Annotated in this window: 14 protein-coding genes; 9 read left to right on the forward strand and 5 right to left on the reverse strand. The window is 68.9% G+C overall.

Going from position 1 to position 16281, the window contains the following annotated elements:
- Nucleotides 1–8: 8 nt before the first annotated feature.
- Nucleotides 9–1571 (forward strand): glutamine-hydrolyzing GMP synthase, encoded by a 1563-nt coding sequence (gene guaA, locus VHB92_RS01050; protein WP_325450494.1) that lies wholly within the window; start codon nucleotides 9–11, stop codon nucleotides 1569–1571.
- A 153-nt stretch (nucleotides 1572–1724) separates the two neighbouring features.
- Here the strand turns inward: guaA and VHB92_RS01055 are convergent, their stop codons facing one another.
- On the reverse strand, nucleotides 1725–3044 hold the full coding sequence (locus VHB92_RS01055) for a YeiH family protein (protein ID WP_325450496.1): 1320 nt from the start codon (nucleotides 3042–3044) through the stop codon (nucleotides 1725–1727).
- A gap of 351 nt (nucleotides 3045–3395) precedes the next feature.
- The gene (locus tag VHB92_RS01060; protein ID WP_325450498.1) at nucleotides 3396–4250 is read right to left on the reverse strand and encodes a Bax inhibitor-1/YccA family protein; all 855 of its coding nucleotides are present in this window, start codon (nucleotides 4248–4250) and stop codon (nucleotides 3396–3398) included.
- Nucleotides 4251–4400: 150 nt separating this feature from the next.
- Here VHB92_RS01060 and VHB92_RS01065 point away from each other — a divergent pair, with 150 nt between their 5' ends.
- From VHB92_RS01065 to VHB92_RS01085, 5 genes are all read left to right on the forward strand, one after another.
- Nucleotides 4401–5414, forward strand: coding sequence for a glycerophosphodiester phosphodiesterase family protein (locus VHB92_RS01065; RefSeq protein WP_325450500.1), 1014 nt, complete (start codon nucleotides 4401–4403; stop codon nucleotides 5412–5414).
- A 340-nt stretch (nucleotides 5415–5754) separates the two neighbouring features.
- On the forward strand, nucleotides 5755–8256 hold the full coding sequence (locus VHB92_RS01070) for an ATP-dependent helicase (RefSeq protein ID WP_325450502.1): 2502 nt from the start codon (nucleotides 5755–5757) through the stop codon (nucleotides 8254–8256).
- A gap of 125 nt (nucleotides 8257–8381) precedes the next feature.
- Nucleotides 8382–9314: an N-acetylmuramic acid 6-phosphate etherase gene (murQ, locus tag VHB92_RS01075; RefSeq protein WP_325450503.1), complete on the forward strand. Its 933-nt coding sequence runs from the start codon at nucleotides 8382–8384 to the stop codon at nucleotides 9312–9314.
- A gap of 148 nt (nucleotides 9315–9462) precedes the next feature.
- Nucleotides 9463–9660, forward strand: coding sequence for a hypothetical protein (locus tag VHB92_RS01080; protein ID WP_325450505.1), 198 nt, complete (start codon nucleotides 9463–9465; stop codon nucleotides 9658–9660).
- A 20-nt stretch (nucleotides 9661–9680) separates the two neighbouring features.
- Nucleotides 9681–10247, forward strand: coding sequence for a GNAT family N-acetyltransferase (locus tag VHB92_RS01085; RefSeq protein WP_325450507.1), 567 nt, complete (start codon nucleotides 9681–9683; stop codon nucleotides 10245–10247).
- A gap of 106 nt (nucleotides 10248–10353) precedes the next feature.
- Here the strand turns inward: VHB92_RS01085 and VHB92_RS01090 are convergent, their stop codons facing one another.
- Nucleotides 10354–10734, reverse strand: coding sequence for a hypothetical protein (locus tag VHB92_RS01090; RefSeq protein ID WP_325450509.1), 381 nt, complete (start codon nucleotides 10732–10734; stop codon nucleotides 10354–10356).
- A 79-nt stretch (nucleotides 10735–10813) separates the two neighbouring features.
- Entirely contained in the window at nucleotides 10814–11608 is a 795-nt protein-coding gene (locus VHB92_RS01095) for an oxygenase MpaB family protein (protein ID WP_325450511.1), read from the reverse strand.
- 260 nt (nucleotides 11609–11868) lie between these two features.
- Here VHB92_RS01095 and sucC point away from each other — a divergent pair, with 260 nt between their 5' ends.
- Together sucC and sucD are read left to right on the forward strand one after the other, a co-directional pair.
- Complete coding sequence (sucC, locus tag VHB92_RS01100) at nucleotides 11869–13035, forward strand: ADP-forming succinate--CoA ligase subunit beta (RefSeq protein ID WP_325450513.1); 1167 nt, start codon at nucleotides 11869–11871, stop codon at nucleotides 13033–13035.
- Between the two features lie 30 nt (nucleotides 13036–13065).
- Nucleotides 13066–13974 (forward strand): succinate--CoA ligase subunit alpha, encoded by a 909-nt coding sequence (gene sucD, locus VHB92_RS01105; RefSeq protein WP_325450515.1) that lies wholly within the window; start codon nucleotides 13066–13068, stop codon nucleotides 13972–13974.
- An 82-nt stretch (nucleotides 13975–14056) separates the two neighbouring features.
- Here the strand turns inward: sucD and VHB92_RS01110 are convergent, their stop codons facing one another.
- Nucleotides 14057–14551, reverse strand: coding sequence for a diadenosine tetraphosphate hydrolase (locus VHB92_RS01110; RefSeq protein ID WP_325450517.1), 495 nt, complete (start codon nucleotides 14549–14551; stop codon nucleotides 14057–14059).
- Nucleotides 14552–14749: 198 nt separating this feature from the next.
- On the opposite strand from VHB92_RS01110, the gene VHB92_RS01115 reads away from it, so the two are divergent.
- Nucleotides 14750–16231 carry a hypothetical protein gene (locus VHB92_RS01115; protein ID WP_325450519.1) on the forward strand — a complete coding sequence of 494 codons (1482 nt, stop codon included), beginning with the start codon at nucleotides 14750–14752 and terminating at the stop codon, nucleotides 16229–16231.
- The last annotated feature ends 50 nt before the right edge of the window (nucleotides 16232–16281 follow it).

A 16281-nucleotide genomic window follows, 5' to 3' on the forward strand; every position in this document is an offset into this window, starting at 1 on the left:
ATGCCGCCGTGGGCGAGCATCCGGTGCTCGTCGTCGACTTCGGGGCGCAGTACGCGCAGCTGATCGCGCGGCGCGTGCGCGAGGCATCCGTCTACTCCGAGATCGTGCCGCACACCATCTCGGCTGAGGAGGTCGCCGCGAAGAACCCCGCTGGCATCGTGCTCTCCGGTGGTCCGTCGAGCGTGTACGAAGACGGCGCGCCGAGCTTCGACTCCGCGATCTTCGACCTCGGCGTGCCCACGCTCGGCATCTGCTACGGGTTCCAGGTTATGGCGAACGCGCTCGGCGGCGAGGTGTCGAAGACCGGCGCGCGCGAGTACGGCTCCACCGACGTGCGCGTGACGGACGCCGGCACACTGCTGGCCGGCCAGCCCGCCGAGCAGACTGCATGGATGAGCCACGGCGACTCGGTCACGAAGGCACCGGACGGGTTCGACGTGCTGGCGTCATCCGAGTCGACGCCGGTCGCCGCGTTCGCCAGCGACGAGCGCCGGCTGTACGGCGTGCAGTGGCATCCCGAGGTGAAGCACTCGGCATACGGGCAGGCCGTGCTGGAGAACTTCCTGCACCGTGCCGCCGGCATCCCCGCCGAATGGAACAGCGAGAACGTCATCGAGACGCAGGTGGCGGCCATCCGGGAGCAGGTGGGAAGCGGCAGGGTCATCTCCGCGCTCTCCGGCGGCGTGGACTCCGCGGTGTCGACCGCGCTCGTGCACAAGGCGGTCGGCGATCAGCTCACCGCCGTCTTCGTCGACCACGGCCTGCTGCGTGAGGGCGAGCGCGAGCAGGTGGAGAAGGACTACGTCGCCTCGACGGGTGTGCGCCTCATCACGGTGGATGCCGCCGACACCTTCCTGGATGCCCTGGCCGGAGTCAGTGACCCTGAGCAGAAGCGCAAGATCATCGGCCGCGAGTTCATCCGTGCGTTCGAGAAGGTGCAGCGCGACCTGGTCGAGGAAGCCAAGGCCGCAGGAGACCCGATCCGGTTCCTCGTGCAGGGCACGCTGTACCCCGACGTGGTCGAATCCGGCGGCGGCACCGGAACGGCCAACATCAAGAGCCACCACAACGTGGGTGGTCTGCCCGAGGACCTCCAGTTCGAACTCGTCGAGCCGCTGCGCACGCTGTTCAAGGACGAGGTGCGCGCGGTCGGCCGGGAACTGGGCCTGTCCGAGGAGATCGTGGCGCGGCAGCCGTTCCCCGGGCCCGGGCTCGGCATCCGCATCGTGGGCGAGGTGACTCGCGAGCGGTTGGCGCTGCTGCGCAGAGCGGATGCCATCGTGCGGCACGAGCTCACGGCGGCCGGCCTCGACGCCGAGATCTGGCAGTGCCCTGTCGTGCTGCTGGCCGACGTGCGGTCGGTGGGCGTGCAGGGGGACGGACGCACGTACGGGCATCCGATCGTGCTGCGTCCGGTCTCGAGCGAGGACGCCATGACGGCGGACTGGACGCGCCTGCCGTTCGACGTGCTGGCGCGCATCTCCAACCGCATCACCAACGAGGTCGAGGGAGTCAACCGGGTGGTGCTCGACGTCACGTCGAAGCCGCCGGCCACCATCGAGTGGGAGTGACGACCGCGGTCGGGGCGCCGCCGCCGGTGTGACGTCGACCGGTCCGTTTACTGACGACCGGTTCACTCCCTGGCGTCAACGAGAGGACCGCTCGGCAGGATGCGGACCCGTCGACGCTCCGAGAGTGTTCGGGGCGAGGCGTTCGCTGAGGCGCTACAGCGTGCCCGTCAGCCACTGCAGCAGCAGGCTGGACACGGCGACGAGCACCCACAGCATGCCGCCGAGCAGCAGCGGACGCACGCCGGCCGAGCGGATGGTCGCCAGCCGCGTGCCGAGCCCGATGCCCGCGAGGGCCATGGTGATCATGAAGACGCTGATCGCCGACAGTGCGGGATGCCACGTGCCCGGGATGACGCCGAACGTGTCCAGTGCGCTCGCCACGAGGAATCCGACGATGAAGAGCGGGATGATCTTGCCCCACGGGATCCGCTTGTGTCGCGGGCTGGTCATGGTGGCCGGGTTCGCCTCGCTCGGACTCGGCGCCGTCGTGCTCGTCTCAGTCGCGCTCGTCTCGCTCGGACTTGGCGCGGCCGTGCTGGGCTCGACCATGCTCGTCTCCACCAGGTTCGTGTCGACCGTGTTGGTCTCGACCATGTCCGTGTCGGCCGCGGTCGCGTCGGCCAGCTCCGATCGCGCGATCGTGTTCGGACCGGCGACTGTGCTCCGGCTCAGGCGAGCGCCCTGCTCGGCCATGGAGTCCCGCGCTGTGCCCAGCTCCGCCTTCGCGGACCGTCGCGCGGTCACGAGTGCGAGAACCAGCGTGATCGGGATGATCATGAGCGTTCGCGTGAGCTTGACGATGACGGCGTACGAGCCGGCGGCCTGACCGTAGGTGTAGCCGGCCGCGACGACGGATGACGTGTCGTTGACGGCGGTCCCAGCCCAGAGCCCGAACGCGTGCTGCGAGAGCCCGAGCAGGTGTCCGATGGCCGGAAAGAGCAGCACCGCCGCGATATTGAACGTGAAAATGGTGCCGATGGCGTACGCGACATCCGCTTCCGCAGCCCCGATCACGGCCGTCGTCGCTGCGATGGCCGAGGCGCCGCAGATGCCGGTGCCGACGCCGACCAGGGTGCGGATGCCGCCATCCACGCGCAGCAGCAGCCCGATGCCCCACGCGCCGAGAAGCGCCACCGCGAGCGTGCCCAGCATGACGGGAAGCGACCCGACGCCGACCGTGGCCACCTGGGCGAGGGAGAGCCCCGTGCCGAGCAGGATGACGCTGCCCTGCAGCACGCGCTTGCCGGCGAACCGGGCGCCGACATCCACGAGCGTGCCCTGCGGAAGGAAGATCGCGATGATCACGCCGAGCACGATGCCGAACACGGGTGCCCCGACGAGCGGCGCGAGCGAGCCGAGCCAGGTCGCCACGAGTGCGATGGCGGCGGTGAGCACGAGCCCGGGAAGGAGGCGGATGCCTCGCCTTCTGAAGAAGCGCGTGGCATCCGGAGCGGCGGGCAGGGCGGTGGACATGGAGTTGGCTCCTACGCTGAACTAGGCGGCCGTCGTGGGGGACTTGCGGCCGTCGACGGCGCGCCACACCATTCTTCCAGTCGCGCCGCGGGCGCTCCGCCGCTGCCCGACCGCCGGTTGAGCTTGTCGAAACCGTGCTTGACCGCCGGTTGAGCTTGTGGAAACCGTGCTTGACCGCCGGTTGAGCTTGTCGAAGCCGTGATTTGTCGAGGCGTTACGGGTTTCGACAGGCTCAACCCTCGGTGACAGGCTCAACCCTCGGTGCGCGACTCGACCCGCCGGTGCGAACCCTCGGTACGCACGAATGCGAATCGGGCCGCCCCGAAAGGCGGCCCGATTCGCACTCCGATGTCAGCTGCGACCGCCGCCTCCGGCGATGATGGCGAAGAGGCGCAAGAACTCGACGTAGAGCCAGATCAGCGTGACGGCCAGGCCGAACGCGCCGTACCAGCCCATGACGCGCGGCGCCCGGTTCTTCACACCGTTCTGAATGAAGTCGAAGTCGAGCACGAGCGAGTACGCCGCCAGCAGCACGGCGACGATGCCGAGCACCACACCGAGCGGGATGTTGAACAGCCACGGCAGGTGCATGGAGTAGATGCCGAACGGGCCGCCGGTGGAGCTCTGGCTGAACCCGCCGAACAGCATGACCACGAGGTTGACGACGCCGAACAACGCGTATCCGATCAGGGCGACCAGGAACACCTTCGTGGCGCGGGCGGATGCTCGCACCTTGCCGCTCACGAACAGCACAAGAGTCACCGCGAAGACGGCCAGCGTGGCGATCACGGCCTGGATGACGACGCCGTTCCACAGCTGCTCGAACAGCGCGGAGATACCGCCGATGAACAGGCCCTGAGCAGCGCCGTACAGCAGGATGAGCGCAGGCGACGGCTTGCGCTTGAACGAGTTCACGAGGCCGAGCACGAGTCCCGCGATGGCGCCGGGCAGCGTCAGGATCGGGAAGAACCAGCCGACCGCGGCGGTCGCGAGGATGACGACGAAGAGCAGTACCGTCTTGACGATCGTGTCTTCGTACGTCATGCGGCCGGTGTCGGCGGAGGTCGCGGCGGGGGCGTCGTAGAGAGACTGGATGCCCTCAGCAGACGCGAGTTCGCTGGTCTCGGTCGCCGTCGTCGTGCCGGCGGCGGAGTTGTTCGGCTTGAAGGCCGGATTGCGCGAGAACGCGGGGTTCGAGAGAGCCATGATGAAACGTTACCGGAGTTCGGCCGGCCCCTGGCTGGACTTCTGCTGGGGAAGCCTGCGCGGCGCTGCGCCGTGGGCGAACGGGCATCCGTCAGCCGGTGCAGCGAGCGCGCACAGCAGGCGTTTTCCCGCGACCCCTAGGATCTGGCCATGCCTTCCGTGCCACTGATCATCGGCCATCGAGGAGCATCCGGATACCGGCCGGAGCACACCAGCGCCGCGTACGAGCTGGCGTTCGCGCTCGGGGCCGACGCCGTGGAGCCGGATGTCGTCGCCACGAAGGACGGCGTTCTCGTGCTGAGGCACGAGAACGAGATCTCGACCACGACCGACGTCGCGACGCGCAAGGAGTTCAGGCACCTGCGCACCACGAAGACCATCGACGGCGTGAAGCGCACCGGATGGTTCACCGAGGACTTCACGTGGGCCGAGCTCTCGACCTTGCGCGCCGTCGAGAGGCTGACCGATTTGCGTCAGGCGAGTGCGAGCTTCGACCGCCAGTACCCGGTGATGAGGCTCTCGCACCTGTTCGGCCTCGTCGACCGGGAGTCCGAGCGCGCGGGCAGGGCACTCGGGCTGGTGGTGGAGCTCAAGCACGCCACGTATTTCGAGCAGCTCGGGCTGCCGCTGGACGAGCTGTTCGCGGCATCCGTCGACGAGGCGGGCTGGGGGGACGAGCAGAGCAGGCTCGTGGTCGAGTCGTTCGAGCGCACCGTGCTGGCCCAGGTGCGCTCGCGCGCGGTGCGGGGCAAGTTCGTCTACCTCATCGAGGCGAGCGGAGCGCCATACGACGCCGTCGCCAGGGACGGCGCATCGGCGCGCACGTACGAGCAGGAGCTGGACGGCCCAGGCCTCTACACGCTCGCGACCGGCGTGGGAGAGCAGGCGATCGACGGCATCAGCGTGAACAAGACGTTGCTGCTGGACAGCGGGGCGGACACCACGACCGACCTGGTCGACCGGGCGCACGAAGCCGGCCTGGAGATCTTCGCGTGGACGTTGCGCGCCGAGAACCGCTTTCTCTCCCGCCCGTTCCGGCGCGGCGGCGGCGCGGATCGCTACGGCGACTGGCGGCACGAGTTCGAGGTGCTGATGTCCACGGGCGTGGATGGCGTGTTCGCCGACCAGCCCGACCTCGCCGTCGTCGTCCGCGACGCGCTCTGATCCGGTCGGCGGCCGCGGCGCCGTCGGGCTCGGATGCGCGCGGCCTCGGATGCGCGCCCGTCGAGATCCCGTCTCACGCGTGGCGTCGGGATCCCGCCTGACGCGTGGCGTCGAGATCCCGATTCACGCCACGTCGAGATCCCCTTTCACACGCAGAAAACGTGGCCCGTGAGCCCCTGAGCCGCACTTTCTGCGAGCGAGACGCGATGTCGCCGCAATGGAATCGCGGATGGAACCCAGGGTGGGATCCGGGAAGGGATCCGGGCCGCGATCGGACCGTGGGACGTGGGCGGACCACGCGGCTCCGGCTGTCGGCCGGTCCGCCTACACTTGACGCAGCATGACGACGCCTCCCGACACCCCCGTTCTCGACGACGCGACGCGCGATCCCGAGGCTTTCCGGGCATCCGCTCCGATCATCCTCGACGGCGTCGACGTGGTGTCAGACGAGAGGTCGTTCCACCCGCGCACCGGTGCCGACGCGCTGCTCGACGGTCTCAACCCGCAGCAGAGGGCGGCAGTCGAATACCGCGGGCAGGCACTCCTCATCGTCGCGGGCGCCGGATCCGGCAAGACGCGGGTGCTCACGCACCGCATCGCCAGCCTGCTCGCGAACCGGGAGGCGTGGCCGAGCCAGATCCTCGCGATCACGTTCACCAACAAGGCGGCGGCCGAGATGCGCGAACGGGTCGAAGCCCTCGTCGGCGAGAGTGCGCAGGGCATGTGGATCTCCACGTTCCACTCGGCGTGCGTGCGCATCCTGCGCAGAGAGGCCGAGCACTTCGGCTACAACCGCAACTTCACGATCTACGACGCCGGCGACTCCAGGGCCCTGCTGAAGCGCATCATCAAGGAGCTCGAGGCCGACACGTACGGTTTCACGCCGGGGAGCGCCGCCGCGCGCATCTCCAAGCTCAAGAACGAGCTGTCGGACGTGGACTCGTTCGCGCGGACCGTCAACCTGTCCGACCCCAAGGAGGCCGTGTTCCTCGAGATCTTCCGGCAGTACAGCCGGGAGCTCGAGCGGGCGAACGCGTTCGACTTCGATGACCTGATCAGCCAGACCGTGTACCTGTTCCGCGCGTTCCCGCACGTCGCGGCGCTGTACCAGCGCAGGTTCCGGCACATCCTCGTCGACGAGTACCAGGACACGAACCACGCGCAGTATGAGCTCATCCACGCGCTCACCCGGCCGATCGAGCCCGAAGAGGTCGCCGAGCTCACCGCGAAGGACTTCGCGATGCGCGGGCTCGTGGATGCCACGGGACGCGTGCCTGCGGCATCGCTGACCGTGGTCGGCGACTCCGACCAGTCGATCTACGCGTTCCGCGGTGCCGACATCCGCAACATCTCCGAGTTCGAGCGCGACTTCCCCGGTGCGAAGGTCGTGCTGCTCGAGCAGAACTACCGCTCGACGCAGAACATCCTCTCGGCCGCGAACTCGGTCATCGCCAACAACTTCGACCGCAAGGACAAGAAGCTGTGGTCGGCGGGCGGCGACGGCGAGAAGATCGTCGGCTACACCGGATACTCCGGTCACGATGAGGCGCAGTTCGTCGCCGACGAGATCGAGAAGCTGCATTCTGCGGGCGTTCCCTACAACGAGATCGCCGTCTTCTATCGCACCAACTCGCAGACGCGCGCGCTGGAGGAGATCTTCATCCGCTCCGCGCTCCCGTACCGCATCATGGGCGGCACGAAGTTCTACGAGCGCGCCGAGATCAAGGACGCCTTCGGCTACCTCGTCGCCGTGGCGAACCCGTCCGACGAGCTGGCGCTGCGGCGCATCCTGAACACGCCGAAGCGCGGCATCGGCCCCGCGACCGTCGCCCAGCTCGCGTCGTATGCGGAGGCGAACGGCCTGAGCTTCCGGCAGGCCATGCGGGATTCGGCGTCGCTCGGCCTCGGGCCCAAGGTGACGAAGGCGATCCTCGAGCTCGCCACCCTTCTCGACGAGGGCGCCGCGATGATCGACCCGGAGAACCCGGCAGGCGCCGCCTCGGTGAGCGATGTTCTCGTGCACCTGCTGAAGGGATCGGGGCTCGTCGATGCGCTCCGCGCCAGCCGCGACCCTCAGAACGAGGCCCGTGCCGAGAACGTGGAGGAGCTCGTCGCCGTCACCAAGGAGTTCGAGCGCACCAATCCGGGCGGCGGCCTCATCGAGTTCCTGACCGAGGTGTCGCTCGTCGCGGCGGCGGACGAGATCGACGACGCGAGCGGGACGGTGTCGCTGATGACGCTGCACACGGCCAAGGGCCTGGAGTACGATGCGGTCTTCATCACGGGCGTCGAGGAGGAGCTGCTGCCGCACCGCATGTCGGCGAACGAGCCGGGCGGCCCCGCAGAAGAACGCCGGCTGTTCTACGTGGGCATCACGCGAGCGCGCAAGCGGCTGTACCTGTCGCTCGCCATGACGCGAGCGCAGTTCGGCGACGTGGCGGTGGCCATGCCCAGCCGGTATCTGCAGGAGATCCCTGCCGAGCTCATCGACTGGAGACAGTCGCCCGGATTCGCCAACTCGCGCGGCGGCACGCAGTCGCGGGCGCTCAACGCGCGGCGTCCGGACAGGGGCCCGGATCGCGGACTCACCGGCGCGGGCGGATCCTTCGGGGCTAAGCCGGAGATCCCGGCCAGCGCGTGGCCCAACCGGGTCACGGCGCAGGTGCGCGACAACGGCGACCTCACGCTCGAGCCTGGCGACCGCATCCGTCATGTCGACTTCGGCGACGGCCGGGTCACCGCTGTCACGGGGGAGGGCACCAAACGGGTGGCGCACGTGCAGTTCGATAAGGCAGGCTCCAAGAAGCTGCTCATCAAGATCGCGCCCATCGAGAAGCTGTAGCGACGATCCGGCGCCGACGGCCGCGCGGCACGGCACGGCACGGCACGGCCTAGTGTGGGGGAGCCGGTTGTGGAGCGGCGAGCGTGCGCCACGGCAGGCGGCATCACCGCAGAACAGGAGCGAACTTGAGCGACGAACGCAGCGAACTGCGCGAACGGCTGGGGTCGTTCGCCACCGAGGCGGTCAACGATGCCACACGAGAGCTCGACCTCCTGCCGCTCGACGAGCAGATCGCGCTGATGTGCAGGCAGAACGATGCGGTGACGGATGCCGTCACCACGGCGGCCCCGCAGCTCGCCGCCGCTATCACGCTCGTCGTCGACGGCATGCGCGCCGGCGGCCGGTTGATCTACGTCGGGGCCGGCACCCCTGGCAGGCTGGGCGTGCTCGACGCCAGTGAGATCCCGCCGACGTACGGGATGGACCCGTCGCGCGTCGTCGGCGTCATCGCCGGGGGCGAGACCGCCATCCGCACCGCCGTCGAGAACGCCGAGGACGACGAGGATGCCGGCATCGCGGCCGTGGACGAGCTCGAGGTGGGCGAGCACGACAGCGTCGTCGGCATCTCCGCATCCGGTCGCACCCCGTACGTGCTCGGCGCGCTCGAGCGGGCGAAGGCGCGCGGTGCGAGCACCGTGGGATTCGCGTGCAACGCGGGGTCGGCGATCGGGGCGGTGTCCGACGTCGCGATCGAGACGGTGGTCGGCCCCGAGGTCGTCACCGGATCGACCAGGCTGAAGGCCGGGACGGCGCAGAAGCTCGTGCTCAACACCATCTCGACCCTGGCCATGGTGCACCTCGGCAAGGTCTACGGAAACCTGATGGTCGACGTGCGGGCGACGAACGAGAAGCTGCGGGCACGGTCGGAGCGCATCGTCATGCTGGCCACCGGAACGGATGCCGCCACGGCGGCCCGTGCGCTCGCCGAGGTCGACGGCTGGGTGAAGGCCGCCATCCTCGTCGTGCTCACCGGGCTCGACGGCGAGCACGCCGTTCGGCTGCTGCGGGAGAACGACGGGATGCTGCGCGACGCGATCGTCGCTGCCCCCGTGCCCTGAGGGGCACCGACGCCGGGCGGCCACCTTTTGCGCCGGCCACCGCGCCGACCGACCCGATCGACGTGCCGTCCACACGCGTGCCTGGGAATGCGGGCATTCCCGGCACGTCTCGACCACCGATGTCGGAGGCGGGTCGCACCATGGAGGCATGACTTCAGACGAGCGGTTCATCATCGAGAACGCGGCGGCGGACGACGACCTCGATCTGCTGCTGGCCACTCATCGTTGCGCCGACTGCGCGGAGTACGCCTTCCTCGAGATCGACGGCGAGTGGCTTTGCGTGGGCTGCGCCGAGGCGGTCGAGCGCGAGGCGGAGGCTGCCTCGAGCGAGCGCCGGGCCGCCTGAGCGGGGCAACCCCGACGCCCGTGATCCCGACGCTGACCACACAGCGGCTGACGTTGCGGCCCTTCCGGCTCGACGATGCCGACTTCCTCTTCGACATGTACTCGAGGTGGGAGGTGCAGAGGTTCATCGGCCGTGAGCCGAAGGTCATGACCGACAGGACCGAGGCGATCGAGAGGGCGCAGCGACTGGCATCCCTCGACCATCCGGTGCACGGTGTGTGGGCGATCACCGAGACCGAGACCGGGCGGCAGCACGGTGCGCTGCTGCTGAAGGAGCTGCCGGCATCAGGTTCCACTGAACCTCTGCAGCCGTCCGGCAACATCGAGATCGGCTGGCACCTTCATCCGGATGCCTGGGGTCGCGGCTATGCGACCGAGGCGGCAACCCGCGTGCTCCAGCACGCTTTCGACAACGGTGTCTCGCGGGTGCTGGCCGTGACGTATCCGCAGAATGCGGCATCGCAGCGCGTCGCGCTGCGCATCGGCATGCGCGATCTCGGCATCACAGAGGACTACTACAACGCCACGTGCGCGCTGTTCGGGATCGACCGTCCTGCGGAATCACCGGCTACGCCTCCCACGGAATGACCGGTTACGCCTGGCACGGAACGACCGGTTACGCCTGGCACGGAACGACCGGCCGGCCATGACGTCCGGCCAGCCGGCGCTCCCCGGGCCGCCGTCGACCGGACGCTCAGCCCTCGATCGTGTTCGTGAGCACACCAGCCGACATCAGCGTGTTGTAGAGCGCGGTCGCAGTCTGCGCGAATGCGTTGTCGATCTTGCTGAGGCCCAGGATGCCGCCCTTGAAGAAGCCGACCGCGACGTTCTTGTCGAGGCGAGCGACCAGCTGTCCGGAGGCATCCACGAAGAACCGCACGCCGAACGTGATCTGAAAGTTGTCGCCGGCCAGAGCGCCGACGAACACCGTCGTCGTCATGTTCCCCCGCCTGACGTACCAGTCACCGTCGGGCTGCACCTCGACCAGGAACCCCTGCGAGTTGAGAGCGCCGGCGACGAGGTGCTTCGCGGCCTCGTGATCGCCCGCGATGAAGCAGTCGTAATAGGTGGACACCGATCGCCTTTCCCTCGTGGCGCCGCGGCTCCTGGCGAGCGGCCGTCCCGTTGGCGACAGCATAGGGGAGCACGGGCGGTCAGACGCCGGAACGCAGTCGTCTCAGAAGACGATCGCGCACGATGTGCCGAGCCGAGAGGGGCAGGCGTGGGTAGATCGCGGCGATGACGCGCATCATCCGGTCGAACCGGCGCCGGTTGCGCGTGGTCAGCACGAGCCTGTATGGCGCGCGCAGCTCAACGGGCAGGAAGCCGACGGTGGCGAGCCGAGCGAACGGCATGGCGGCGCGCATCCAGAGCGGGGCGTGCTCGGCACGCAGCAGCCGGCGGCACGCCTCGCGTGCTGCGGGAAGCACCGTCAGCCGGCTCAGAGCGTCGTCCCAGTAGCGAGCGAAGTCGGGCCGGGTGGCGGGCCACGCGTCGGCGCGCAGCTGAAGCGAGGTGCCGATGGCGGCGAACTCACGGTAGAAGCGGTCGGCGGATGCGGCATCCAGCGCACCGAACACCCGCTCGTGCACGCGAACCGCGGTCCAGTACAGCGTGGCCGTGACCCACAGCTGCAGCTCGGGATCGAACGCGGTGTACGCGCCGAGAGTTCCATCGGCCGGGCCGCGGACGGGTGCGTGCGCGCGTCCGACCGCCCGGTGCACGGCGCGAACGTCGTCGGCCGTGCCGCACGCCACGGCCGTCACATACGTGAGCGTGCCGACCAGCCGGTCGTAGGGACGCGATGCGAAGTCGCTGTGCTCCGCCACACCTCTGCCGACGGACGGATGCGCGAGCTGGAGCAGGATGGCGCATCCTCCGCCGAGCGTCATGATCCACTCGCCGCCGAGGTCGGCCAGTCCCTTCGGCTCGGCGGTGCGCTCAGCCATGCGGTCACGGTAGCCGGTCGACCTGAAGGCTCTGCTCCCGTGGACCCGAGGATGCTTGTGCGGCAGCCGCACATGCCCTTCGACCGTCGCATCCTGCCGGACGAGAGGGTCGAACCGCTCGGGTAGGCTGTCGGTGGCAATTTATCTCGGCGTCGAGCTATCTGACTGAAGTGCCCATCAGCCCTCCGCCGTCGACCCATGTCGGCGACGCGCGAGGTCCGCACCGATCGCCATTTCACTCGCATACGGATTGGGAAGCAGTGGATCTTTACGAGTACCAGGCACGTGACCTGTTCGAGAAATACGGGGTCCCGGTGCTGCCGGGTATCGTCGCGGACACTCCCGAAGAGGTGCGCGCGGCGGCCGAGAAGCTCGGTGGCGTGACCGTCGTCAAGGCGCAGGTCAAGACCGGCGGTCGCGGCAAGGCGGGTGGCGTCAAGGTGGCGAAGACCCCGGATGACGCCGAAGCGGCGGCGAAGGCGATCCTCGGCCTCGACATCAAGGGCCACATCGTGCGCCGCGTGATGGTGGCGGGCGGCGCGAACATCGCCCGCGAGTTCTACTTCTCGGTGCTGCTGGACAGGGCGAACCGCTCCTACCTGTCGCTGGCCAGCGTCGAGGGCGGCATGGAGATCGAGCAGCTCGCGGTCGAGAAGCCCGAGGCGCTCGCCCGTGTCGAGGTCGACCCGGCGACCGGCATCGACGAGGCGAAGGCGAAGCACATCGCGAAGGCCGCGGGCTTTCCCGACGGCCTGATCGAGGCCGTCGCGCCCGTTCTCGTCAAGCTGTACGACGTGTACAAGGGTGAGGATGCCACCCTCGTCGAGGTGAACCCGCTGGTGCTCACCGGCGAGGGCGACATCATCGCGCTGGACGGCAAGGTGTCGCTGGACGCCAACGCCGACTTCCGCCACCCGGAGCACGCGGCGCTCGAGGACAAGGCGGCCGCCGACCCGCTCGAGGCGAAGGCCAAGGAGCACGACCTCAACTACGTCAAGCTCGACGGGCAGGTCGGCATCATCGGCAACGGGGCGGGGCTCGTGATGAGCACGCTGGATGTCGTCGCCTACGCGGGTGAGGACCACGGCGGGGTGAAGCCGGCGAACTTCCTCGACATCGGGGGCGGCGCATCCGCCGAGGTGATGGCGGCCGGTCTGGATGTCATCCTGAACGACCCGCAGGTGAAGAGCGTGTTCGTGAACGTGTTCGGCGGCATCACCGCGTGCGACGCGGTGGCCAACGGCATCGTCGGTGCGCTGGAGACGCTCGGGGCCGAGGCGAACAAGCCGCTCGTCGTGCGTCTGGACGGCAACAAGGTCGACGAGGGCCGCGCCATCCTGAACGACTACAACCACCCGCTCGTCACGCTCGCCGAGACGATGGACCAGGGCGCCGACAAGGCTGCTGCCGCGGCGGCTGCCGCGTAGCGCCGGGCTCCGCCGAGAAAGGAACACAGCATGTCGATCTTCCTCAACAAGGACTCCAAGGTCATCGTCCAGGGCATCACCGGGGGCGAGGGGACCAAGCACACCGCGCTCATGCTCAAGGCCGGTACGCAGGTCGTTGGCGGTGTCAACGCTCGCAAGGCGGGCACGACGGTCTCGCACACCGCTGCCGACGGCTCGGCCGTCACCCTGCCCGTCTTCGGCACGGTGGTCGAGGCCATCGAGAAGACCGGGGCGGATGTCTCGATCATCTTCGTGCCGCCGGCGTTCGCGAAGGATGCGATGGTCGAGGCCATCGACGCCGAGATCCCGCTGCTCGTCGTGATCACCGAGGGCATCCCCGTGCAGGACTCGGCAGAGGCCTGGGCGTATGCGAAGCAGAAGGGCAACAAGACCCGGATCATCGGACCGAACTGCCCTGGCATCATCACGCCTGGCGAGTCGCTGGTCGGCATCACGCCGGCGACGATCACCGGCAAGGGCCACGTCGGCCTGGTGTCGAAGTCCGGAACCCTGACCTACCAGATGATGTACGAGCTGCGCGACCTGGGCTTCTCCACCGCGATCGGCATCGGCGGCGACCCCATCATCGGCACCACGCACATCGACGCGCTCGCCGCGTTCGAGGCGGACCCGGAGACGAAGGCCATCGTCATGATCGGCGAGATCGGTGGCGACGCCGAGGAGCGCGCCGCCGACTTCATCAAGGCGAACGTGACGAAGCCGGTCGTCGGTTACGTCGCAGGCTTCACGGCTCCCGAGGGCAAGACCATGGGCCACGCCGGCGCGATCGTGTCCGGTTCCGCCGGCACGGCGCAGGCGAAGAAGGAGGCACTGGAGGCGGCGGGTGTTCGCGTCGGCAAGACGCCGAGCGAGACGGCGCAGCTCCTTCGCGAGGTGTACGCGACGCTCGACGCTTGACCAGGCGTAAGCGCTGACAGGAGCGCTGATGAACGGATGCCACGGGCCGATGGGCTGGCGGCATCCGTCATTTCCGGGCGCGTCAGGACGAGGCGATCCGAACGGTGTCCTCGTCCTTGAGCCGGTGGAGCTCGTCGGTGATGGCTCCGCGCAGGGCGTCGTGCGCGGAGCCCAGCTGCGACGACGGGTCCCGCCAGCTCGCCAGGTCGTACAGCCATACCGGGCGCCAGACGAGCTCCGCCGGTTCCCAGTCGTAGCGGGGCCAGATGTGGGCGTGCACGAAGGCATCGGCATTCCCCAGGATGTCGATGTTGACGCGGCGGAACTGCGGATCCATGCGCCTGCACGCCGTCTCGACGGCCGTCGCCAGCAGGTCGACGTCAGCCAGGAATCGGACGCGCTCGACGCGCGACAACTCCGCGAGCGCCTTCGCGCTGGGGTTCCTGCTGAGCAGCACGCAGTATCCCGGAAGGAACTGCACATCGCCGATCACGGCATACCCGCTGTCGAGTTCTGCAAGCACCGTCGGGTTCTCGCCACGAGCCGCGGAGCCGATCCGGTCGTCATGCCAGTCCATCCGTCGACCGTACCTGGCCGCCGTGGGTGACCGCCGGACTTCGCCGGGCCGCGGTCATCCCTTCCGGATGATCCGGCGGCCCCGCAGCCGAGAGCACGCCGCCGCGAGCAATAGAGTGACCTCGCGGCGGCGTGCGCGTTGCGCAGCGTGACGACGGATGACGATGCCGGAGCACGTCGACCGGAGCACGGGGGAGCGATGGCGCGCAAGACGAACCAGCAACTGCAGGAGGAGCTCGATCGGGCCGCCGCCGAACGTGACGAGCTGGCGAAGCGGCTCGATGCCCTGCGCGCCGACGTGGATGCGGCCCGCGCGCAGGCCGCCCGGGCCGAGGAGGCGCGCGCCGAGGCGGAAGCGATCGCCGCCGGAGCCGATCGCCGTGCCGCTCGGGAGCGGAACGGGTCCGGATCGCGCGGGCGGAAGCGCGGCTGGGGGTGGACCGTGCTGGCCACGGTGCTCATCGTGATCGCGTCGATCCTCGCCCCTGTCGCCGTCGTCTCCACCTGGGCGCAGCGCGAGCTGACGAGCACCGAGTACTTCGTGAACACGTTCGCGCCGCTGGCCAAGCAGCCGGCCGTGCAGGACCTCGTCGTGACGCAGGCCGTGAGTGCGGTCGAGGCGAACGTCGACATCGACGGCATCACGTCCGACCTCTTCACAGGGATCGAGGGGCTGGGCCTTGGCCCCAGGGCATCCACCGCGCTCAACGCCCTTCAAGCGCCGCTCGTCGCAGGCATCAGGAGCCTGATCACGTCGACAGTCACGAGCTTCGTGAAGTCCGATGCCTTCGCCGACATCTGGCGACAGGCCCTCACCACCACGCATGAGCAGCTGCTGGCGACGCTGAACGGCGACAAGAACGCCGCGGTCGCCATCGGTCCGAACGGGCAGATTGGGCTTCAGCTGGGACCCATCATCGACGCGGTGAAAGACCGGCTCGTCCATCAAGGGTTCGGGTTCGCCAAGAGCATCCCGACCATCGACAAGACGATCGTGATCGCCCGGTCGAGCGCCGTCTCGCTGTACGTCGGGCTCTACAACCTCGTCGTCGCCGTCGGCGTCTGGCTCCCGTGGGTCGTGCTCGTTCTGCTCGCCGCCGGCGTGCTAGTGGCCAGGCGTCGAGTCATCGCGCTGATCTGGGCCGCTCTCGCGCTCGGCGCATCCATGGTGCTCGTGAGCATCGGGATCTCGGTGGGCAGAACGGTGTTCCAGCTGTCCGTCTCCGACGCGATACCACCGGATGCCGCCGGCCTCATCTACAGCGGCATCCTCGGCTTCGTGCAGTCGATAGCGGTGGCCGTCGCCGTGCTGGCCGTGACCGTGCTCGTCGTCGCAGTGGTCGGCGGTCCGTTCCGCTGGGCTCGAGCGCTGCGCGGTTACGCGTCCTCGGGTTTCGCGGCGGCCAGGGCCGGAGCCGAGCGGCACGACATCACGACCGGCTCTGCAGGCGCGTGGATGTACCGGCAGCGCGTTCTGCTGCGCGTGATCGTCGGCCTCGCCGCTGCCGCCATCGTGGTCTTCGCGCGGCCGCTGACGCCTCCGCTGATCGTCTGGACCGCCGTGGTCGCGGTGGCGGTGATCGCGGCGCTCGAACTCGTGAGCCGGCCTGCGATCGGGGCCAGTGGAGCCCCGGCCGTCGTGGCAGAGGCCGGCGACGAGCAGGCGCACGCCGCGCCGTAGCGAGGTCGTCCGTTCTGCGAGGGACGTGCGCGAATGACCGTCGCCACGGG

The sequence above is a fragment of the Humibacter sp. genome (assembly GCF_035547335.1).
GTDB lineage: Bacteria > Actinomycetota > Actinomycetes > Actinomycetales > Microbacteriaceae > Humibacter.